21 protein-coding genes are annotated in these 19,608 nt (G+C 67.8%); 16 read left to right on the forward strand and 5 right to left on the reverse strand.

The window, feature by feature from the left end; genetic code table 11:
* Positions 1 to 48: 48 nt before the first annotated feature.
* On the reverse strand, positions 49 to 402 hold the full coding sequence (locus tag L2K70_RS10935; protein WP_236401874.1) for a hypothetical protein: 354 nt from the start codon (positions 400 to 402) through the stop codon (positions 49 to 51).
* A gap of 372 nt (positions 403 to 774) precedes the next feature.
* Here L2K70_RS10935 and L2K70_RS10940 point away from each other — a divergent pair, with 372 nt between their 5' ends.
* From L2K70_RS10940 to L2K70_RS10960, 5 genes are all read left to right on the forward strand, one after another.
* On the forward strand, positions 775 to 2,301 hold the full coding sequence (locus tag L2K70_RS10940) for a peroxidase family protein (protein ID WP_236401875.1): 1,527 nt from the start codon (positions 775 to 777) through the stop codon (positions 2,299 to 2,301).
* Positions 2,302 to 2,486: 185 nt separating this feature from the next.
* A complete protein-coding gene (locus L2K70_RS10945) occupies positions 2,487 to 2,828 on the forward strand; it encodes a hypothetical protein (protein WP_236401876.1) in 342 nt (113 codons plus the stop codon).
* 719 nt (positions 2,829 to 3,547) lie between these two features.
* Positions 3,548 to 5,011 (forward strand): tyrosine-type recombinase/integrase, encoded by a 1,464-nt coding sequence (locus L2K70_RS10950; RefSeq protein ID WP_236401877.1) that lies wholly within the window; start codon positions 3,548 to 3,550, stop codon positions 5,009 to 5,011.
* A 179-nt stretch (positions 5,012 to 5,190) separates the two neighbouring features.
* On the forward strand, positions 5,191 to 6,054 hold the full coding sequence (locus L2K70_RS10955; protein ID WP_236401878.1) for a tyrosine-type recombinase/integrase: 864 nt from the start codon (positions 5,191 to 5,193) through the stop codon (positions 6,052 to 6,054).
* 198 nt (positions 6,055 to 6,252) lie between these two features.
* On the forward strand, positions 6,253 to 6,510 hold the full coding sequence (locus tag L2K70_RS10960; RefSeq protein ID WP_236401879.1) for a hypothetical protein: 258 nt from the start codon (positions 6,253 to 6,255) through the stop codon (positions 6,508 to 6,510).
* Between the two features lie 72 nt (positions 6,511 to 6,582).
* Here the strand turns inward: L2K70_RS10960 and L2K70_RS10965 are convergent, their stop codons facing one another.
* Both L2K70_RS10965 and L2K70_RS10970 read right to left on the reverse strand, forming a co-directional pair.
* On the reverse strand, positions 6,583 to 7,164 hold the full coding sequence (locus tag L2K70_RS10965) for a GNAT family N-acetyltransferase (protein ID WP_236401880.1): 582 nt from the start codon (positions 7,162 to 7,164) through the stop codon (positions 6,583 to 6,585).
* A 68-nt stretch (positions 7,165 to 7,232) separates the two neighbouring features.
* Entirely contained in the window at positions 7,233 to 7,460 is a 228-nt protein-coding gene (locus tag L2K70_RS10970; RefSeq protein ID WP_236401881.1) for a hypothetical protein, read from the reverse strand.
* Between the two features lie 331 nt (positions 7,461 to 7,791).
* Between L2K70_RS10970 and L2K70_RS10975 the strand changes: the two genes are divergently transcribed.
* The 11 genes from L2K70_RS10975 to mftF all read left to right on the forward strand — a co-directional run bounded on the left by L2K70_RS10975 (position 7,792) and on the right by mftF (position 16,783).
* Positions 7,792 to 8,412 carry a TetR/AcrR family transcriptional regulator gene (locus L2K70_RS10975; protein ID WP_236401882.1) on the forward strand — a complete coding sequence of 207 codons (621 nt, stop codon included), beginning with the start codon at positions 7,792 to 7,794 and terminating at the stop codon, positions 8,410 to 8,412.
* Positions 8,413 to 8,464: 52 nt separating this feature from the next.
* The gene (locus tag L2K70_RS10980) at positions 8,465 to 9,529 is read left to right on the forward strand and encodes a TlpA disulfide reductase family protein (RefSeq protein WP_236401883.1); all 1,065 of its coding nucleotides are present in this window, start codon (positions 8,465 to 8,467) and stop codon (positions 9,527 to 9,529) included.
* A 35-nt stretch (positions 9,530 to 9,564) separates the two neighbouring features.
* Positions 9,565 to 10,107, forward strand: a complete 543-nt coding sequence (locus L2K70_RS10985; protein ID WP_236401884.1) for a PadR family transcriptional regulator — start codon at positions 9,565 to 9,567, stop codon at positions 10,105 to 10,107.
* Complete coding sequence (locus L2K70_RS21860) at positions 10,104 to 10,619, forward strand: GNAT family N-acetyltransferase (RefSeq protein WP_372477485.1); 516 nt, start codon at positions 10,104 to 10,106, stop codon at positions 10,617 to 10,619. The genes L2K70_RS10985 and L2K70_RS21860 overlap by 4 nt, the downstream gene beginning before the upstream one ends.
* 177 nt (positions 10,620 to 10,796) lie before the next feature.
* A complete protein-coding gene (gene mftA, locus L2K70_RS10990; protein WP_236401885.1) occupies positions 10,797 to 10,931 on the forward strand; it encodes a mycofactocin precursor MftA in 135 nt (44 codons plus the stop codon).
* On the forward strand, positions 10,931 to 11,206 hold the full coding sequence (gene mftB / locus L2K70_RS10995; protein WP_236401886.1) for a mycofactocin biosynthesis chaperone MftB: 276 nt from the start codon (positions 10,931 to 10,933) through the stop codon (positions 11,204 to 11,206). The genes mftA and mftB overlap by 1 nt, the downstream gene beginning before the upstream one ends.
* Positions 11,203 to 12,561 (forward strand): mycofactocin radical SAM maturase, encoded by a 1,359-nt coding sequence (gene mftC, locus L2K70_RS11000; protein WP_236401887.1) that lies wholly within the window; start codon positions 11,203 to 11,205, stop codon positions 12,559 to 12,561. Before mftB ends, mftC begins: the two co-directional genes overlap by 4 nt.
* The gene (mftD, locus tag L2K70_RS11005; RefSeq protein WP_236401888.1) at positions 12,548 to 13,822 is read left to right on the forward strand and encodes a pre-mycofactocin synthase MftD; all 1,275 of its coding nucleotides are present in this window, start codon (positions 12,548 to 12,550) and stop codon (positions 13,820 to 13,822) included. The genes mftC and mftD overlap by 14 nt, the downstream gene beginning before the upstream one ends.
* 2 nt (positions 13,823 to 13,824) lie before the next feature.
* Positions 13,825 to 14,556 carry a mycofactocin biosynthesis peptidyl-dipeptidase MftE gene (gene mftE / locus L2K70_RS11010; protein ID WP_236401889.1) on the forward strand — a complete coding sequence of 244 codons (732 nt, stop codon included), beginning with the start codon at positions 13,825 to 13,827 and terminating at the stop codon, positions 14,554 to 14,556.
* The gene (locus L2K70_RS11015) at positions 14,553 to 15,350 is read left to right on the forward strand and encodes a mycofactocin-coupled SDR family oxidoreductase (RefSeq protein ID WP_236401890.1); all 798 of its coding nucleotides are present in this window, start codon (positions 14,553 to 14,555) and stop codon (positions 15,348 to 15,350) included. The genes mftE and L2K70_RS11015 overlap by 4 nt, the downstream gene beginning before the upstream one ends.
* A gap of 65 nt (positions 15,351 to 15,415) precedes the next feature.
* A complete protein-coding gene (mftF, locus tag L2K70_RS11020) occupies positions 15,416 to 16,783 on the forward strand; it encodes a mycofactocin biosynthesis glycosyltransferase MftF (protein ID WP_236401891.1) in 1,368 nt (455 codons plus the stop codon).
* Positions 16,784 to 16,964: 181 nt separating this feature from the next.
* On the opposite strand, the gene L2K70_RS11025 is transcribed toward mftF, so the two are convergent.
* Positions 16,965 to 18,374: an MFS transporter gene (locus tag L2K70_RS11025; protein ID WP_236401892.1), complete on the reverse strand. Its 1,410-nt coding sequence runs from the start codon at positions 18,372 to 18,374 to the stop codon at positions 16,965 to 16,967.
* A 405-nt stretch (positions 18,375 to 18,779) separates the two neighbouring features.
* Positions 18,780 to 19,592 (reverse strand): mycofactocin-coupled SDR family oxidoreductase, encoded by an 813-nt coding sequence (locus tag L2K70_RS11030; RefSeq protein ID WP_236402671.1) that lies wholly within the window; start codon positions 19,590 to 19,592, stop codon positions 18,780 to 18,782.
* Positions 19,593 to 19,608 lie beyond the last annotated feature (16 nt).

Here is a 19,608-nt window from a genome sequence, read left to right on the forward strand (position 1 = left end):
GGCGCACCGAGCGACGGTGTTGCCTACCGTTTCTGCGGCACTCCGAGACTAGGCGGTCCCGTACTTGAAGTCGCTGCAGTCGTTGGGGATGCCGGTCTTCACCTCACAGACCCGCACGCGGATGCTCTGACCGTCCGTCGCCGACCAGTCGATGTCCTTGCAGGTGTCGAGCGCACCGTCGTAGTAGGTCTTGGTGAGGGAACCGCCCGCGATCCCGTACTCCGCGTAGACCTGAGCCACGTTGTGCTTGCACAGGTCGATGTGCTCGCCGACCGAACGGAACCGCGCCTTGGCGTCGTGGTCGCCGCTGTTCCAGAACCAGTCAATGTCCGTGCCCTGTCCCGCTCCGGCCTGGGCCGGCGCCGGCGCAAGAACGAGGACCGATGCGATCGCTGCGAGCACCGCAAGCCCAACTCTTTTCATAACCGAATCCGATGTACTGATCGAGGGCCGCTCCCCCGAGAGGCCCACAACGTGCACCCACCCGGGATATTCTGTCAATGTTTTGTTTACAGCCAGTCTTTCGTGCTGTCCTCCTCGTGTCAGCGTGCCGGGACTTTCTTGCGTGTGTCCCTTGGCATGAGCGCCGGGAAGCGTGTAAGCCTAGCGTTGACAGTGACGGCAAGGTCCCGGTCGTGAGCGGGTGCTCATAGGCCACGTATCACCTCCCCGACGGAGAGGCTCCTTGCCCGTGGGCCGCGCATAGGCGCTCGCCGGCGCGGCGTCGTCCTCACGCCCGTCACCGAGCAACCTTCACCGAAAGCGAGAGCGATCATGACCGAGTCCACCCCTCCCCTTGAGCCACCGCCGTCTCTGGCCGTCACGCCGAACCACGGTCCAGTTAGCTCTCGAGGGCTCGTGAATGCGCCCCGGTCGTCAACGGAGACCGGCAAGTTCGGCCGGCTGTTCCGCACGCTGCCGCCCCTGAACCTCGACGAGAGTCAGATCCGGGCGGTCGTGGCCCTGATGACCGATCCCGGCGACGCAGGGGGAGGCGGCGGCTGGGGTGGAACGCCGTCCACCGGTGACTCCGAGCTTCCCTCTGGGTACACCTACCTCTCCCAGTTCGTCGACCACGACATCACGTTCGATCCGACCTCGCTGCTGGACCAAGCCAACGACCCTGACGCGCTGGAGAACTTCCGAACTCCGCGGTTCGATCTCGACTGCCTCTACGGGCTGGGCCCGACGGCCAACCCCTGGCTGTATGACATCAACGACCCAGACAAGCTCCTCATCGGCGAGAACGCTGACGGCTTCGCGACCCCGGACCTCAGCCGCAACCAGCAGGGTCGCGCCCTGATCGGCGACCCCCGCAACGACGTACACGTCATCATCAGCCAGCTCCACCTAGCTTTCGCCAGATTCCACAACCGGGTCGTTGATCTCGTGCGAGACGACCCCTCGCTGGTCGGCTCGATCCCGGCCACGCCCGTCGGAGGCTGGGGCACGCCGGCCACGCCCGATTCAAAGGTGACATTCGGGCAGGTCGTCACCCTCGTGCGCTGGCACTACCAGTGGATCGTGCTGACCGATCTGCTTGCACGCCTCGTCGGTCCGGACACGCACGCCGCAGTTCTGCCTTCAGACAAGAAGGGTCGCCTGAAGGCCGAGCTCGAGCTGTACAACGTCCGCCGCAAGCCATGGATGCCCGTGGAGTTCTCCGCTGCGGCGTATCGCTTCGGCCACTCGCTGGTGCGCGACAGCTACCTCCTGAACAGCACTCTCAGCCCACTGCCAGTCTTCTCCGTGGACGGTGACAACAACCAGGTCGCAGATCTGCGAGGCCTACGCCGACTGCCGCAGGGCTGGCACATCGAGTGGTCCCGCTTCTTCGACGGCCTCCCTGAGTCGGGTGGCAACACCCAGCACGCCCGTGCCTTCGACACCAAGCTGGTCCCGTCGCTGCATCGCCTGCCGGCAAGCATCGACCGCATGAACCGATCCCTTGCGCTGCTCAACCTCACCCGCGGCGTTGCCCTCGGACTGCCCTCAGGAGAAGACGTCGCCGCTGCGGTTGCCGCGCAGATCGGCCTGGACCCGGGCGCAGTCCAGCTCGATACGGGACTGGCCCACCCCGCGCCCCTCTGGTTCTGGCTGCTGCGTGAGGCCGAGGTCAAGGCAGCGGGCAAGCACCTCGGCCCGATCGGCGGTCGCATCGTCGCCGAGGTTCTCGTCGGGCTAGCAGCTAACGACCCCTCCTCCTTCCTCAAGCACCAGCCCGACTGGAAGCCCAACCTGCCCGGCACCACACCTGGGGACTTCACGATGGCCGACGTGCTCACCACGGCCGGCGGTTAGGCAACCAACTCAGGAGTTGCCGACCCTCGGGCGGTTCCATCAGTCAGGTCGTTGGCGAGTCGTAGGTCGCGCATGCCCGGTGGGTCCCCTGCCGGCGACACCCCGGTACCTGAGCGAGCTCGGCCGGCCGCTACCTTCGGCGCCGACCGAACGTCGACGTGTCGGCGACAGACGTAGGGGGATGTATGACCAACTGGACACAACAACAGGTACGTGCGCTCATCGCTCACGCACGCGCAGCAGACCCTCGGTGGTCGTGGAAGCTGGCGATGCGTCCCGAGTCCGCAGCCTTGCTCGACCTCGAGGCGGGCTTGGTGTGGTCCCCAGACCCCGCGTACGGCCCCCTAGAGGTGAAGAAGTTCGATGAGTGCGAGATTGCCACGCTAGATCTCGGCGGCGATTTCGTCCTCGCGAGTCCGCTGAACGATCAAGGCACGACGCCATCGGAAGATGTCGATATCTACTGGTTGAACTTGAAGACCGGGTTCGTGGGCGTGTGGGACGAGGACTCACTCTCCGACTTGTAAAGCTCTCGCGTCTACTGGGGGGTGCGTCGGGCCGAACGAGAGGCAATGGCACCTTAGGGAGAGCGAGATGGTCCGGGCTATTGCTGATGCGTGGCGCGTGCCGGCGCTCGGCGGCCACGATCGCCAGACCGGCCGCATCGACTCTCTCGCGGAGGCCGCGGGCAGGAATGGCGTCGACGCGCTCCTCATCTTCAGCTTTGCATGTACGTCTGAGTCTCGGCGCTCGATACGACCGCTAGAAGACGTCCACCGTGTAGAAGGTCGCGCTAAGCGCGGAGGCGATGTAGGCCACGAGTCGTCGTACGCGGGTGAGCATCTGGAGGGGGCTGGCCACCGGGGACGCCGTCCGGGCCCAGGGTGCGTGCGACGATGACCACCGCTGCGGCTCGGTCCGGCGGTGGACCACTCCAGCGGAGTCATGTCGTCCGCTACCTTCTTGTTACTTTTGCTACTTCCGTCGCATCTGATGGGCACCCTCGCAGGTTGAGGTCCGCCGACACGTCAAGACCGGTCCGCCTGCCCTCTTCGAGCTCCGCGCTTCAGGGCTTGGGTTCGCCCCCTTGCCTGGCGGGCCGGCCCCGCCGGCGAATCAGGAATCCGCACGTTTACCCAAGTTCGTGGCCCACCGACGGGTCTTGTCGAGCTGCTGCAACCAAGTCGGATTGCGTCACAGCCATCTGAGGGAGCACGAACATCTCAGCCCCGCACACCAGAGAGGTATGACCTACTACACGACTGACCAGCAGCCATCGAGCTGCCCCACCGAGCACACCGTGGGCGACGAGGACCAGAGCAGTCCAACGCTCGCGCAGGACCACTCAAAGGAAAGGGAAGAGCTAGTATTTTTCCCTTCGCCCGAGCCCCGCGATGAGGACGTAAACGTCCTTACAGTGGAGCGCATGACGCCCGCAGGGGCACCGCCGGTCCCCCACCTCGTCGGCCATCCGGTCGACCATCCCGCGGACCGCGCAAACCGCCGGGCGGCGGGCCGGGAGGGCGATCGCGGTGACGGCCCGAACGCGTCGCGGCAGGTCGTGTTCGCGGGTGCGGCGCCGGCCGACCGCGTCGACTCGTTCCTGGCGGAGGCCTCGCGTCGGCGCGCCGCTGCGGCATCGGGTGAGCGAACGACGAGGCCGACGGACTGGGTGGAGGCCGAGCCGGCCCTCGTGCAGCAGTTGCTCGCGCGACGCAACCCCGTCGACCGTGCGTTGGCACGCTCGAAGGAGGGCCTCACCCGCGACAACGTGCGCTACATCTTGCGGCTCGCGTGCGCCCGCCTTCGAGGAATCGAGGACCACCGCTCCCTGAGCTACGACGACGTTCGCAACTACCCCTGGCACGAGCTGAGCGTCGACCAGGCGGCCGACTACCGACGACTCGTCTACCGCCTCTACGCCAAGCAGTCCACGCGCAACGACCAGGTATGCGCGATCCGTCGCGTCGTCATCCAGTGCTTCAAGGCCGGACTCATCAGCGCACTGCGACGCGACTACCTCCTGGAAGAGCTCTACACGATCGCGCCCGGCCCGTCCTCCAAGCGCCGCCGCCTCACCTCCGACGAGATCACCGCCCTGCTTCACGCCTGCGAGACCACGGGCACCGCCATGGCGCAGGCTCGGAACACCGCCATGGTCGCGGTGTTCCGGACCTCCGGGATGCGCATCAGCGAGCTCTCGGCGCTGGACCTCGACGACTGGGACCGGGAGGCAGACACCCTCTTCCTGGCGCAGACCAAGAACGGGAAGGACCACCTCGTGTTCCTGCACCCGGACGCGGTGCCCTACCTCGAGCGCTGGGTGCGCATGCGGGGCGACTTCGAGGGCCCGCTCTTCTCGCCCGTGCGCATCGGGGCCGATCCAACGCGCCACCTGGACACCAGGAGCATCCGTTACATGCTGGGCACCCGGGCGAGGAAGGCTGGCATCGCGCCGTTCGGCTCGCACGACTTCCGCCGCACGTTCGCCACCGAGTTGCTGCGCACCCACGACGTGGCGCTCGTGGGCAAGCTGCTCAATCACTCGAAGCCGGCCAGCACGCTGGTCTACGACCTCTCCGGCGAGGAGGAGCAGCGCGAGGCGGTCGGACGACTCGAGTTGCCGGGGCTGCCGGACCCGGGCGCCACTCCCGGACGCCATGCCGTGGGCATCACTCCTGAGGATGGCGCGCCGGAGGTCTCGGCATGAGCGACGGGACTCGACACCAGATCGCGCAGAAGACCGGCCGTGCGGCTGGGTACCTCGCTTCACCCGGTGACAGGCCGCACGGTGTCGACGACGTCGAAGCCGAGACTCTCGCTCTGCGCGCCGCCGCGCTTCGCAGGTTCCGCGGGAGCTACCGCCACAACCTCAACAGCGAGAGCACCATGCTCGGGGCACTGCGCCGCATCGCCAGCGTCTTCAGCGACGGCCGCTACGACGAGCACACCTTCCCGTGGGAAGTCCTGGTCGACGAGGATCTGGCCGACCACGTCTGGTCCACCGTCGGGCAGCAGTACTCCCGCAACACCGCAGTCAAGGACGCATCGGCACTCCGGTTGATGCTCAAGGCGTGCTACCAGGTCGGCCTGCTCACCCACGACGAGTACGCGCTCGCTCGCTCCTTCGACGCCCGAGGCGTCGGGAAGCCTCGGCCCCCGGCAGGTCACTATCTCAGCAGCGCCGACATCGCGAAACTCGTAGAGGCCTGCGCGTCCGGTCGCGGGAACACGGTCACCCGGGTCCGCGACACCGCCCTGGTCCTGACTTTGGCCAGCACGGCAGCCCGCGGCGTGGAAGTCACGGGAGCACGCCTCGAGCACCTCTACCCCGAGCACCGCCGCGTGTGGCTGCAGCGCACCAAGAGCAACAAGCCGCGAGACGCCTGGCTGCACCCTTCCGCCGTGGTGGCGCTGCGTCACTGGGTCGACGAACGCGGAGACCGGCCCGGGCCGCTGTTCGTGCCCCTGTCGCGGACACGCCCGCTCGTGCACCGCGGGGAGATGAGCACCCTGCAGGTCTGGAAGATCCTCCGCGACCGTTCCTTGGAGGCAGGCCTGCCGCACACGACGCCGCACGACTTGCGCAGGTTCGTTGTCAGCAGCCTCCTCGACCACACCGACCTTGCGATGGTCGCCCGGATCGTGGGACACACCAACCCCGCCACCACCGCCCTGTACGACCGCCGGCCCGGCATCGCCCAGGCCGCAGCGGTCGCGAGCCTCAGCCTGCCCACCATCCCCGCGCCCTGAGGCGCACCCAGCTTGAATCCGCACACGTTGCCGTAAGCGCGGACCACCGCCGGCGACGCAGCGTCTCTCGCTGGCGACCACTGCGAGCCGTGACGGCGACCGCGAGTCAGACGGCGCCGCCACGTACGGACAGCAGGCCGGCATCGCGCTGCCGTGATGAGGTGTGTGTCGCGACGCGATGCCCCTACCATCGGGCACATGGCGCTGAGCCCGGACGACGTCACGATGCTAGACACGCACGCGCGCCAGGTCGGCGAGGCGGTCGGCTGGGACCTGCGGTTCGTGCAGGCACCGGCTGGGAACCACTTCGCCATCACCGCCGACGGGCAGCTCGTCCACGGCCCCTTCCCGCTCGACGAGCTGTCGGTCCACGACGCCCGCATGGAGCTGGACATGATCGCGACCGGCGGTCGGCGCATCGTGAAGGACGACGAGGGGATTGTCCGGCTGCTGTAGCCGCGTGCCGGGCGGCGGCGCGCGTGCCCGTGACGGTGACGGACGTACGCCGACCCACACCGCGTCGGAGGCTCAGCGCCCGTCGGCCGCCCGATCCAGTTCTCGGACCTGCACGCCTAGTTGCCGGTCATAGAGCTCATGCACCGCATCGTAGTAGTCGGTAGTCCTGCCCCGGTGCGTCATGTCCAGGCGACGACAGACGGCCTGCGAGGCAGTGTTGTTCGGGTGCGTCACTGCGATCACTCGCGACAGTCCGCGCTCGGAGGCGTCCTGAAGCACCGCCCTCGCCGCTTCGGTGGCGTAGCCGTTGCCCCAGGCGGCGGGGTGGAGATGCCACCCGATCTCGACCTCAGGTTCTCGCGGCTCCTCGTCTGGGGCGGGCGCTTGGGCGCTTGACCTGGTGGCCGGCTTGAGCAGCAGATTGCCGACTGGTCGTCGGTTGGCCGCCACGGTGATGACCCATATGCCATGCACGGGGTGGTCGAGGGCCTGCCGGCGGGCGATGGAGGCAAGGGCCTCCTCGCGGGTCGACATCGCGGCCTTGCCGTAGAGGAACCGGACCACCTCAGAACGCGATTCCAGGTCGAGGAGGAACTCCGCGTCGCCGACCGTCCAAGGTCGAAGCAACAGCCGCTCGCTACTGATGGTGCGCATGACGCGACGGTAGTTGACGCGTCGTCACGGGCGACAAGTGCGCTGCCTGCTACCTCATCGGTGGCAGGTCACTGCTTGCTCGAGTCGGCGAAAGCAGCCCGCGAGGACGCCGGGACCCACAACAGCAGCAGGGCGGTGATCTCGAGGACGAAGGAGCTGGCTTGGACGGCGATCACGGCATTCGCGTACCCGGGCAGCTGGGCCACCGTGATCGGAAGCGTCAGGTGGACGAGGATCTGAAGCACCAGCAGCGCCGTCAGCACTATCCGCGCACGGCGCCGTCCAGGGGTCAACATTCGTGCGCGATTGCTGAGCACGACGGCTAGGACCGCGTGCGGGACAGCCGACTGGAGCAGTAGCCCTCGCGCCCGTGAGTCAATCGCGGCCTGCGTGAGTGCGGGATGACGAGAGGCGACGCCGGCTGCCAGCGCGTCTTGGTGCAGCAGCAGCAGAACGAGCGCCGCAACGTGGATCGCAGCGACGCCCCACACGGCTCGCCGCGCCCAAACCAGGGCCCTAGGCAGCGCTCGATCCGCAGTTTTGGGTCTAACGGGCGTCACGCTGGCAGGTGACATGCTTCGGCTCATAACCTGGGGTCCTTTCCATTACGGAGTGTAACGTTACATCATGTCCGAGATTAGCAGCACGCCCGGCCGCAAACGAAATCCACTGATCGACGAGGCGATCTTGGAGGCCACGCTCGACGAGCTGGCGGAGCGCGGGTACCTCAACCTGACTATGGATGCGGTGGCGCGGCGGGCCGGCGTGGGACGTCCGACGGTTTACCGCCGCTACCCGAACAAGCCGGCACTGGTGCTGGCGGCATGCACATCAGTGGCCGCCCGGCACGTGCCGTCTCCGAACACAGGCTCGTTGGGCGGCGACGTCGAGGTGCTTCTGGCCGATCTGACCAGGGTGTTCACCCGAACGCGCGCCGCCCAGATCGTCCCGGCGCTGCTGTCCGCCCGCGACGAGCACCCAGAGCTCGGAGCGGCGGCTGAGGCGGTCTGGGACGAGCGTCGGCGAGCGATGCGTGAAGTGCTCGAGCACGCACGGACGCGCGGCGAAGTCGACTCCAACCTCGACATCGAGATCGCCATCGACCTCCTCTACGGACCGCTGTACCTGCGACTACTGGTCACCCAGGCGCCGATTACCGGACAACTCGCTTCGGGCCTGGCAGACATGGCGCTGGCAGGACTGACAGTTCGCCGAGCAGAGAACGGACTGGAAGCGAAGGAACGGTAGTCACCGACTAGTGACATAGACGTATACCTCAGATTGAGGTATACAGGTAACCATGATCCTCCTTCACGCCAACGGCTCATTCGAGCTTCCAGACTCCTTCACACCCACTTCGACGCCTCTTCCACCCGGTTCGTCCCGACCGCTTTGGGTGGAGGCAGGAACCCTCGAGGACGGCCTTGGATGGGTGCTCAAGCCCCAAGGGGTGTGCATCGACGACGCGTGCGTGCCCCTCATTCCTCGCGACGAGTTCGTAGACGTAGATGGCCGTGTCAACGTGACGGCTCTCGCGGAACGCACCGGTCGCCCCCTGGTCGTCGACCAATCGACCGGCATCGCTTCCCTCGGGGAGCCCGCCGGCGAGGAGTCGACAGTCACGAGTGTTGCTCCGGGACAGGTCGTCCTGGACTTGGTCGGCGGCGGTCAGCTCGACCTTTCGCATCTCAGAGGGAGAAAGGTTCTCCTCGCGGCGTGGGCGTCGTGGTGCCTGTGCCGTCACGACCTTGCAGGGTGGGAGGAGGAGTACCGCGCGCTGCGACCGCACGGCCTCGAGGTGGTGTCAGTCGCGCTCGACGAGCGGGCCGCGGACACCCTGCCGTGGCTGGAGGAGGCGGAGGCCAGTCACCACGCCTGCGTGGATCCCCGGCACCGGGTGGCCGAGGTGTTCGGCATGGTCAACGTTCCGATGGTGGTGTGGATCGACGAGGCGGGCGATGTGGTGCGGCCCGCCGATACGCAGTTCGCCACCGAGCACGGCGCGGCGGTGAGTGGTCTGGACTGGCGCGGCGCACGCGCGGCCTTGCGGCGGTGGGTGCTGGACGGAGACTCAGGAGTCACCGAGGACACCCACGCACCGGAGGCGTCCTACGAGGAGCAGCTTGCGCGGGCCCACTGGCGAATCGCCGGCGTGTTGCTCGAGCGTGACGACCGAGAGGGAGCTGCTCGCCATCTCGAAGCAGCGGGGGAAGCGGCGCCACACGATTTCACGATCAGGCGCGCCGGCCTCAAGCTTCGCGGCGAGGACCCCTTCGGGGAACTGTACTGGGACATGCGTGAGTCGTTGCTCGCCAGCGGCGGTGCTGTGTACCGGCCGCTCCCAGACTGGCAGGGCCGGCGATGATCAAGTTAAACCTCGCCACCCCGGTCGTCCTCGGGATGATCGAAGCCGGTCACCGCACCGGGTATGCCATCGCCCAGGCAGTCGCCCGTTCCACGGCCCACTTCTGGCCAGCCGGCCAGAACGCGATATACCCCGAGCTGAAGCGACTGCTGGATGACGGCCTTCTCACCGCCACTCCGGACGCCACCGGCGGACGCCGACGAGACCATCACGCGCTGACCGGGACCGGCCTCGCCGTCCTGGAGAAGTGGCGAAGCGACACGCAAGACCTCCGCATCGAGCAGCGCGACGAAGCCCTGCTGAAGCTTCACTTCGGCGACGCCATGACAGTGGGACAGGCGAGGGCACTCCTGGAGGCCGCCATGCAGCACCGGCTCAATCGCCTCGCGCAGCTCCGCGAGATCCGGCCCGATCCCGAGGGCGACCGCCCGGCCGCCTTCGTCACCTGGCGCACCGGGGAGGCGAGCCTGCTGCACGCCGCGAACTGGTACCAGCGTCTCCTTGAGCACCTCGCCGACCAACCACCGCACGCCCTGGCGATGCCGGTCCTGTCAGCCGCCCTGCAGGAGGTCTCGTGAGGCCGCGTATCGCTCCACTCGACCTCTCCTCCGACCTTGACCGGCTCGCCCGTCTCTACTCAGCGGTCTTCGCGGAACCGCCCTGGAATGCGGGACCAGATGAGATGGCCGACTTCATGCGTCGACTGCCTACCGAAGCTCGCGCGGGCGCAGGCGGATTCGGGGCTTGGAGCACGGATGAGTTGATTGGATTCGCCTACGCAGTACCAACACCAACACCCTTCCCTGCCGGGCGGGCCTACGACCGGGTCGCGCAGGTCACTGACGTCGACAGACTCGTCGGTTGCTGGGAAGTCATGGAGCTAGCCGTAGACCCGGCGCAACGAGGCCGCGGCGTAGCGTCAGCCCTGTTGGACGCACTACTGGACGAGTACTCCCCGGCCTGGCTGCTAACCGCCACCGATGCCCCCGCAGTCCAGTTCTACGACCGACGCTCCGATTTCCGGCGCACAGGTCAGGGCGAAGGCCTGGTGGTCTATGCAAGCACTTATCCAGCCGCGTCAGGAGTTTGAGCCTCCGCTGCGGTTTCGCGAGGCCGTCCTCCCCTCTTTCCAGCCGTAGCGAGACGGGGCGCTTGTCGGGGATCGACTCAGACCAGCGGCGTTCTTCGACCCCACCGGGCTTCACAACGGCGACAATCGACGTTAATGTGGCGACAATCACCATTATTCCATGCCGGAGGTCGCGCGATGCGAAGCACACAGACGGACACTGCTGATTGCGTCGAGCTCTCTGACGCAGACGAGAGTCGGGACGCTGTCCCGCTCGCAACGGACGACCTCATCGACGAGATCTCGATCGACGGAATGTGCGGCGTGTACTGATGTCCTCGCCGCTAGACCGGGCGTGGACACTTACACCCTCCGTCGCGATCAGGCCCGAAACCTTCGGGGGACTGGCGTACAACTTCAGCAACCGGAAGATGGTCTTCCTCAAGCGGCCGAAGCTTGTCGAGGTAGTGCGTCTCCTCGATCGCCACCCTGACGCCCGTTCGGCGCTGCGCGCCGCCGGCGTCCCGACTTGCGATCATGTCGCCTACGGGCGCGCCGTCGAGCAGCTCGCAAGCTCTGACATGATCCGGCTGCGACGGCAGGTATGAGCGTCGACCACACAGCCGCCCCGGCACTGCCTGCGGCTCCACTCAGCCTCGTCGAACACTTCGAGCGCGGACTCGGCGCACCCGTCTGTTTGACGTGGGAGCTCACCTACGCGTGCAACCTCAGCTGCGCCCACTGTCTTTCGAGCAGCGGCCGACGCGATCCACGAGAGCTGTCGACCCGACAGTGCGAGGACCTCATCGACGAGTTCCAGAGGATGCAGGTGTTCTACGTGAACATCGGTGGCGGGGAGCCGACTGTTCGCCGGGACTTTTGGCACCTGCTCCGCTACGCCGTCTCGCACCAGGTTGGCGTCAAGTTCTCGACCAACGGGGTGCGTCTCACCCCAGAGCGAGCGCGCGAGCTCGCCGGCGACTCCTACGACGGCTACGTCGACGTCCAGGTCTCGCTCGATGGAGCGACCGAGGAGGTCAACGACTACGTGCGCGGCCCGGGCTCGTACCGGACAGCAACCACCGCCTTGGCCAATCTGCGCGACGCCGGCTTCTCCGACGCGAAGCTCTCGGTGGTCTGCACCCGGCACAACATCGAGCAGCTCGATGAGCTCAAGGCGCTCGCTGACAGGTTCAATGCGACGTTACGACTGACGAGACTGCGGCCGTCGGGTCGGGGCGCCGACGTCTGGGATGACCTGCATCCGCTGCCCGACCAACAGCGCGGGCTCTACGACTGGTTGATGCGTCACGGCGACGAGGTCCTCACAGGCGACTCCTTCTTCCACCTGAGCGCGTACGGTGAGTCCCTGCCCGGGCTCAACCTGTGCGGCGCTGGGCGCGTGGTGTGTCTCATCGACCCGGTCGGCGACGTTTACGCGTGCCCGTTCGCGATTCACGATGAGTTCCTGGCCGGCAACGTCGTCGAGCGCGGGTTCGAGGCCGTGTGGCGCCGCTCGCCCCTGTTCGAACGGTTGCGTGCACCCCAGAGCGCTGGCGCCTGTGCGACCTGCTCGTTCTTCGACAGCTGCCGCGGCGGCTGCATGGCAGCCAAGTTCTTCACCGGACTTCCGCTCGACGGCCCCGACCCGGAGTGCGTACAAGGACACGGTCGTCAATCCCTCATCGAAGGCGGCCGAGACCGACCGGCTCCCTCGCAAGACCACTCGAGGCCAGCCAAGCGTGCCGAGCCCATCTTGCTAACGCTCTCGCGCCGGTCGTCTCCGCGCTCGACGCCGGCCGCCGGCCCCCAGCAGGAACTGCCGACCCAGCCCAGCGCCCCGCCTGTCTCCGCGTGCAACCAGAACCCCCTCGCCGACCACCACCCGGCGTACGTCGACCGTCTCGACTCTGCGTGGTCAACCAGCGAACGAAAGAAGGCAGCCGAAAATGGACATCCGTAACCCTTGGCGCCGCAATCCGTGGTTCGAGTCGGTCGCCGTCGCGCAGCAACGGGCCAAGCATCGGCTGCCCGCGCCCGTCTACGCGGCGCTGGTCGCGGGCAGCGAGCGCGGGCAGAGCCGCGAGGACAACGAAGCGGCCTTCGCCGAGATCGGCGTCGTACCAGTTGTCGCCGGACAGCCCGCCGAGCGCTCGTTAAGTACCACCGTCATGGGACAGCGAATCGCGGCACCAATACTCATCAGTCCCACAGGTGTCCAGGCCGTGCATCCCGACGGCGAAGTGGCCGTTGCGCGAGCGGCGTTCGCGCGGGACACCCTCATGGGTCTCTCGAACTTCGCAAGCCGGTCCGTCGAGGAGGTCACGAGTACCGGCGCGCTGACGCTTTTCCAGATGTACTGGACCGGAGATCGCGACGTGATGGTGAGCCGCATGCAACGGGCTGCCGACGCGGGAGCGGTCGGCCTCATCATCACTTCAGACTGGTCGTTCGCCGTCGGCCGCGACTGGGGCAGCCCCGAGATCCCTGAACGCGTCGACGCTCGGGCTGCGGCGCGGCTGGCCCCGTCGGTCCTTCGCCGCCCGGTGTGGCTGTGGCAGTTCGCTCGGTCCGGAGGCTTCCCCGACCTGACCGCGCCCAATCTGGCACCGCGAAGCGGCCCTGCCCCCACCTTCTTTCAGGCCTACTACGAGTGGATGACCACCGCTCCCCCGTCCTGGGCCGATATCGCGTGGGCTCGAGAGCAATGGCGCCAGATCAGCGGACGCCCGTTCATGCTCAAGGGCGTCGGGCGCGTGGACGACGCCCTCCGCGCGGTCGACACGGGAGCAGACGCCATCTCGGTGTCCAACCACGGCGGCAACAACCTGGACGGCACACCGGCCGCGATCAGGATGCTGCGGCCCATCGCCGAGTCCGTCGGCGACCAGGTCGAGGTCATAATGGACGGTGGGGTACGCCGCGGTTCGGACGTGGCCAAAGCGCTGGCGCTCGGAGCCAGAGCGGTCATGATCGGCCGCGCCTATCTGTGGGGCCTTGCGGCAAACGGTCAGGCCGGCGTGGAAAACGTGTTGGACGTAATCCGAGGAGGCCTCGACTCCACCCTGATGGGCCTGGGGGTTCGCGATGTCCACGACCTGCGACCCCATCACTTCGTGGTTCCTCCTGACTTTGATCGGCCCCTCGGCGCTACCGGCCACACCGCGCCGAGCGACACCAGGGGTTCGGTCCGAACACCGGCACGTGAGGGCGCCGGCGTGTGAGCGTGCGAGCCGATCCCGCCTTGGTACGGACAGGGACCGAGCCGCGGTGGCTGGCGAACGCGACGTGGCCGTCGGTCGACCGTTCGGCGACCGTGCTGGTGCCCGTGGGTTCGACCGAGCAGCACGGACCGCACCTTCCCTTGGACACGGACACCACCATCGCGACCGCTGTCGCTTCGGCTGCGCAACGGTGGCTGCAGCACGAGCGGGGCGCGAGGGCGTTCGTGGCTCCGCCCGTGAGCTACGGGTCTAGTGGTGAGCACCAGGCCTTCGCCGGGACGTGTTCGATCGGCACGGAGGCGCTGGTGGTGGTGCTGGTCGAGCTCGTGCGTTCACTGCGGACCTGGGCTGGCCCCGTCGTCCTCGTCAACGGACACGGCGGGAACCTCGAAGCGTTGCGGAGAGCATCGACGACGCTGCGTTCGCAGGGACAGGCAGTCGCCGTCTACTGCTGCTCGACCACTGACGGAGACCTGCATGCTGGCCACACCGAGACGTCGCTGATGTTGTACCTGGCCCCGGAAGCGGTCCGCGTCGGTTCGGTCGAACCCGGCAACACTGAGGACCTGGAGGAGCTCATGCCTCGCCTGCGCAAGGACGGGGTGGCCTCTGTCTCGCCGAACGGCGTCCTGGGCGACCCGCGTGACGCCTCGGCTGCGCACGGCCGCCGGGTCATGCGGCACATGACCTCGCGGATGGCGGCTGTCCTCGACAGGGAGCTGGCACGACCGTGAACGCGACTGAGCGCGATCCTCGCGTCGTCCTCGTCACGGGCGCCGGCCGGGGCATCGGTGCCGCCACGACACGCAGGCTCGCCGGCCGCGGTGAGCGAGTGATCGCGGTCGACTGGTGCGTCGGGACCGACACGGCAGTCCCCTATCCGATGCCTCGGCGAGAGGAGCTCGAGTCGCTGGCGCGGCCCAATCAGGTACTGACTCTGGTGGCGGACGTACGGGACCGCGAGGCACTGGCGCGCGGGGTCGAGCTGGCGCTCTCGACATGGGGCCGACTCGACGCCGCCGTCGCCGCGGCCGCAGTCATCGCCGGCGGGTCGCCGCTGTGGCTCACCGCGACCGCCGACCTCGAGATGCTGTGGCAAGTAGACGTCCTGGGGGTGTGGAACACCGCCGCCGTGAGCGTTCCGGCCATGCTCTCGGGCCCCGACCCGGCCGGCTGCAGGTTCGTCGCCCTCACCTCGGCGGCAGCGTCACACGGGTTGTACGGCCTGTCGGCTTACAACGTGGTCAAGCACGCCGTCGCCGGACTGGTGCGCGGGTTGTCGGCCGACCTCGCCGACTCCGGCCCTACCGCCGTGGCGGTGTCGCCCGGCTCGACTCGCACGGCGATGCTCGACGCGACGGCTCGCCTCTACGACATGCCTGACCTCGACGGCTTCGCCGGTCGGCAGCGATTGGGCCGCTTGTTGAGTGCGGACGAGATCGCCGCCGTGGTCGACTTCTGCACCACCCGGGAGGCGGCCTCACTGAACGGGTCGGAGGTTCACGCGGAGGGCGGCTTCCTGCCGTGAGCACTCCGTCACCGCCGGGGACGCATTCCTCGCCGGCCTCTCGATTCCGCGCCGGTCACACCGCGGTGCTCTTCGACGACGTCCTCGTATTCGATAGCGGGAGGCTTCTCGTCGGGGGGTCACCCCTTCGCGCGGTGAGGTTGTCCGCGCGAGCCGCTGAGCTCCTCGCCGGAGGAACGGTCGTCGCGGACGGTGGCGACGCTTCGGTCCTTGCTGCGCGGCTGCTCGACGGGAACCTCGCTTTTCCGGTGCTGCCTGAACGGCTCTTGCGTCCCGAGCAAGTTACCGTCGTGGTGCCGGTGCGTGACCGCCCTGCTCAACTTGACCGTTGCCTGGAGGCGCTCGCTCCCCTGCAGACGATCGTGGTCGACGACGCCTCCGAGCGACCCGACGCGGTGGCCCGGGTGGTCGCCCGACATGGCGCTCGTCATGTGGTCCTTACGGACAACCTCGGGCCGGCCGGCGCCCGCAACGCCGGGTTGGAGCAGGTGACGACACCGTTCGTCGCGTTCGTCGACTCCGATGTCACGGCCACTCCGGAGACTCTGCTCCACCTCGGCGGCCACTTCGGCGACGAGCTGGTGTGCCTGGTCGGACCGCTGGTGGACGGCACGGCTCGCTCGGCGAGACCGCGCTGGTTCGAGCGGTACGACGCCGCAGCCTCCTCGCTCGACCTCGGGACACGGCCGGCGAGCGTGTCACCAGGGGCGTCCGTCGGGTGGCTTCCCGGCGCCTGCCTCGTCGTCCGGGCGGAGGTCCTGCGCTCGGTGGGTGGGTTCAACCCCTCCATGCGGGTCGGGGAGGACGTCGACTTGGTGTGGCGCCTGGTGGACCACGGTCATCGAGTGCGGTACGAACCGTCATGTCGCGTCGGGCACGACACACGCTCATCCATGCAGGCATGGCTGGCTCGAAAGTTCATCTACGGCACCGGCGGCGGCGCGCTCGGGCTCAAGCACGGCGACGCCGTCGCGCCCGCACGCATGTCGGTCGCGTCGGCTGTCGTCGGGGCGGCCCTGCTGCTTCGCCGGCGACGGGCCGTCCCGGCCGCCGTCGGCTCGGCGGTGTGGGCGACACTGCGCGTCGCCCGCACGCTGCCGCCGGGCGCGCCCCGGAGTCTGGCTGTCCGCCTCGTGCTTGAAGGCACGATGTGGGCGGCGCGTCAGGAGAGCTCGCTCCTGTTGCGCCACTGGTGGCCGCTCACGGCCATCGCGTGCGCGCGGAGCACCGCAGTGCGCCGAGCCGTCCTGAGTGCCGCAGTCCTCGACTTGGCGGTGTTCGTGCACGAGCGCCCGCAGCTCGATCTCCCTTCAGCCGCGGCCGGTAGGCGTCTCGATGACCTCGCCTACGGTCTCGGCCTCTGGGTGGGCGCCGTGCGCCACCGGTCCGTCCGGTGCCTGTTACCCCGGCTTCGTTCGACACCTCGACGCTGAGGGACCGTCGGCGCTCCGGCCGCCTCTCGACCGTCGGCCTCTGTCTTGGTGGCCGGGGCCCAGTCCGGCGGAGGGGGCCGCGGGTTTTTTCGCGGGCAGCAGCGGCCCTCTTCCACGCCGCGTCGCGGAGCTGGACGCGGAAGGGGGCCGGGCTGACCGGGTGCGCGGTACCGGGGTGTGCTCACACTTCGGCGAGATCCCGTCCGTTGGTCTCGCGGCTGAGCGCGACGCCGACGAGGGTCACCGTGGCGACGCAGACGACGTAGATCCCGACCGGGACCCAGGAATCGAACTTTGCCAGGAGTGCGGTTGCGATCAGAGGCGCGACCGCACCACCGACCACCGTGGTGACCTGAGCGGCCAGGGACATACCCGTGTACCGCACGGCTGTGGGGAACTGCTCTGAGAAGAAGGCGGCCTGCGGGCCGTACAGCGCGGAGTGGAACAGGAGTCCGCCGAGGATGGCGATGGCGATGCGCGCCCCGCCACCAGCGTCCACGAGCGCGAAGAAGATCCAAATCCAGCACGCGGTTCCGGCGGCGCCTGCGAGCAGTACTGGTCGGCGCCCGACCTTGTCCGACAACAGTCCAAAGCCGGGGGTTGCGAGGAGCTGCAGGATGTTCCCGATCACGAGCGCGTTGAGCACGACGCCCTTGTCCACGCCGTTCTGCTCGGTGGCGTAGACGAGCACGAAGGCGGTGACGACGTAGTAGCTGACGTTCTCGCTCAACCGGGCCGCGGCGCAGATCAGGAGTTGCGGCTTGTGATGCTTCACCACGGTACGCAACGGGCTGTCCACGAGCCCGTCGTCCGTCGCGGGGCTTTTCTGATCGCCCGAGACTGCCCGACGTGCGGGGGAGGTGGCGGCTTCGCGGTGTGCCGCCGCAGCCGGCTGCTCGTGCGTTCGCGAGTCCTGAGCGAGGTCCTGGAACAGGGGGGTGTCCTCGACGCGAGAGCGGATCCAGTACCCGGCGACGAGCAGGACGGCCGACAGAAGGAACGGGATACGCCAACCCCAGGAAGTGAAGGCGTCATCCGTGAGGGTCGCGGCGAGTACCGCGAGCACGCCGGTGGCCATGAGGTTGCCGAGGGGGATTCCTGCTTCGGGCAGGCTGGTCCACCGTCCCCGGGTGTGGGCGGGCACTCGTTCGGCGACGAGGAGCATGGCCCCGCCCCACTCGCCGCCGAGCGCGACGCCCTGCACGATCCTCAGCAGGGCCAGGAGCACTGCCGCCCAGATGCCGATCATGGAGTAGGTCGGGAGGAGCCCGATTGCGAATGTTGCGCCGCCCATCATCACCAGGCTGATGATGAGCAACGGCTTGCGCCCGACGCGGTCGCCGAAGTGTCCGAAGATGACTCCGCCGAGCGGTCGGGCGAAGAACCCGAGGGCGTAGCTGAGGAAGGCGAGCATAGTGCCGACGAGCGGGTCCTGGTCGGGGAAGAACACCTCGTTAAAGACGAGCGCGGCCGCCGAGCCGTAGAGGAGGAAGTCGTAGGCCTCGAGTGCCATGCCGGTGGAGCTGGCGGCGACTACGCGCGCCATGCCCGTGGTGGGGGTGCGGGGGGTGCTCAGGGATTGTGTGGTCATGGTGGGCCTTACTGAGTTGCGGCTTCGCGTCGGCTGTAGCGCCTTTTGCACTATGCGGACGGGAGGCCAGAGAGAGGTTGGGGTTAGCGTGCGAGCGGAAGCGGATCGGGCGTGTCTGTCGACGACGACGCCTTGATGTCGACCTGTGCGAGCGCCCGGGACGCGCGCGCGAGGCTGAGACACGCGCGGCAGGTCTGGAGCCCGGGTCTCGTGGGGAGCAGGTGCCAGAACACCCGCCAGCCGGCGACGCGAACGCCGCAAGCGGCCGTGCTGGTGCCGGGTCTCTTGAGGTGGACGGCCGTGGCGGGCACGAACTCGCGTCCGTGTACTTCGTCCGATACCCAGCCGCCGAACTTGGCTGTCACGAACCAGTGGCGTGCCTGGGGGCTCTCCGCGTTCACGACATCACCGAATGGCAAAGCCGGCATCGACCGCGAACGGAACGCCCGTCACGTAGCGACCCTCGTCCGAGGCCAGGAACAGAATGGCGTTGGAGATGTCGACCGGTTCGAGTAGCTCGACGGGCAGTGCGTTCTGCATGTTGTCGCCCCATGACGGGTTCGCGGCGAGGAACGACTTGATGTGGTCGTTGTCGAGCAGCTTGGTGTCTACGCCGGTGGGGTGGATGGTGTTGACGCGGATGCGGTGCTCGGCCAGCTCGTTGGCGAGGGTCCGCATGAGCCCGACCAGGCCGTGCTTGGCGGTCGAGTAGTGGCCGAGGTTGATCATGCCCTTGGTGCCTGCCGAGGAGCTGGTGATCGCGATGCTCCCACCGTTGCCGGCGGCAATCATCGCCGGAACGGCGGCCTTGACGGTCTTCCAGACGCCGCTGAGGTTCACGTCGATCAGCTCGTCCCACTGATCCTCGGTGATCGACCATGTGTTCTCGACGAAGCAGGTGTAGGCCGCGTTTGCGCACACCACATCGAGCCGGCCGAACTCCGAGACGCCTCGCTCGACGAGGTCTGTCACCTGTCGCAGGTCACGGACGTCAGCCTCGGACCAGACGACGCGACCGCCCGCCGCCTCGACCAGCCGGGCTGTTTCCTTGAGGTCGCTTGAGGTGGCCATGTCATACGGCGCGGTCGTGATGGGCGCGCAGATGTCGAAGGCGATGATGTCGGCGCCCTCTTGGGCGAACCTCACCGCGTGCGACCGGCCTTGCCCGCGTCCGGCGCCCGAGATGAGGGCGACTTTTCCTTGCAATCTTCCAGTCATGAGAATCACTTCCAGT

The organism is Nocardioides potassii, assembly GCF_021648885.1.
Lineage (GTDB): Bacteria > Actinomycetota > Actinomycetes > Propionibacteriales > Nocardioidaceae > Nocardioides > Nocardioides potassii.

Excerpts from the sequence above, each read along its gene's own strand:
- L2K70_RS10940 (WP_236401875.1), top strand. The coding sequence starts at position 775 with ATGACCGAGTCCACCCCTCCCCTTGAGCCACCGCCGTCTCTGGCCGTC.
- L2K70_RS10945 (WP_236401876.1), top strand. The coding sequence starts at position 2,487 with ATGACCAACTGGACACAACAACAGGTACGTGCGCTCATCGCTCACGCA.
- L2K70_RS10950 (WP_236401877.1), top strand. The coding sequence starts at position 3,548 with ATGACCTACTACACGACTGACCAGCAGCCATCGAGCTGCCCCACCGAG.
- L2K70_RS10955 (WP_236401878.1), top strand. The coding sequence starts at position 5,191 with ATGCTCGGGGCACTGCGCCGCATCGCCAGCGTCTTCAGCGACGGCCGC.
- L2K70_RS10960 (WP_236401879.1), top strand. The coding sequence starts at position 6,253 with ATGGCGCTGAGCCCGGACGACGTCACGATGCTAGACACGCACGCGCGC.
- L2K70_RS10965 (WP_236401880.1), bottom strand. The coding sequence starts at position 7,164 with ATGCGCACCATCAGTAGCGAGCGGCTGTTGCTTCGACCTTGGACGGTC.
- L2K70_RS10970 (WP_236401881.1), bottom strand. The coding sequence starts at position 7,460 with ATGTTGACCCCTGGACGGCGCCGTGCGCGGATAGTGCTGACGGCGCTG.
- L2K70_RS10975 (WP_236401882.1), top strand. The coding sequence starts at position 7,792 with ATGTCCGAGATTAGCAGCACGCCCGGCCGCAAACGAAATCCACTGATC.
- L2K70_RS10980 (WP_236401883.1), top strand. The coding sequence starts at position 8,465 with ATGATCCTCCTTCACGCCAACGGCTCATTCGAGCTTCCAGACTCCTTC.
- L2K70_RS10985 (WP_236401884.1), top strand. The coding sequence starts at position 9,565 with ATGATCGAAGCCGGTCACCGCACCGGGTATGCCATCGCCCAGGCAGTC.
- mftA (WP_236401885.1), top strand. The coding sequence starts at position 10,797 with ATGCGAAGCACACAGACGGACACTGCTGATTGCGTCGAGCTCTCTGAC.
- mftB (WP_236401886.1), top strand. The coding sequence starts at position 10,931 with ATGTCCTCGCCGCTAGACCGGGCGTGGACACTTACACCCTCCGTCGCG.
- mftC (WP_236401887.1), top strand. The coding sequence starts at position 11,203 with ATGAGCGTCGACCACACAGCCGCCCCGGCACTGCCTGCGGCTCCACTC.
- mftD (WP_236401888.1), top strand. The coding sequence starts at position 12,548 with ATGGACATCCGTAACCCTTGGCGCCGCAATCCGTGGTTCGAGTCGGTC.
- L2K70_RS11025 (WP_236401892.1), bottom strand. The coding sequence starts at position 18,374 with ATGACCACACAATCCCTGAGCACCCCCCGCACCCCCACCACGGGCATG.
- L2K70_RS11030 (WP_236402671.1), bottom strand. The coding sequence starts at position 19,592 with ATGACTGGAAGATTGCAAGGAAAAGTCGCCCTCATCTCGGGCGCCGGA.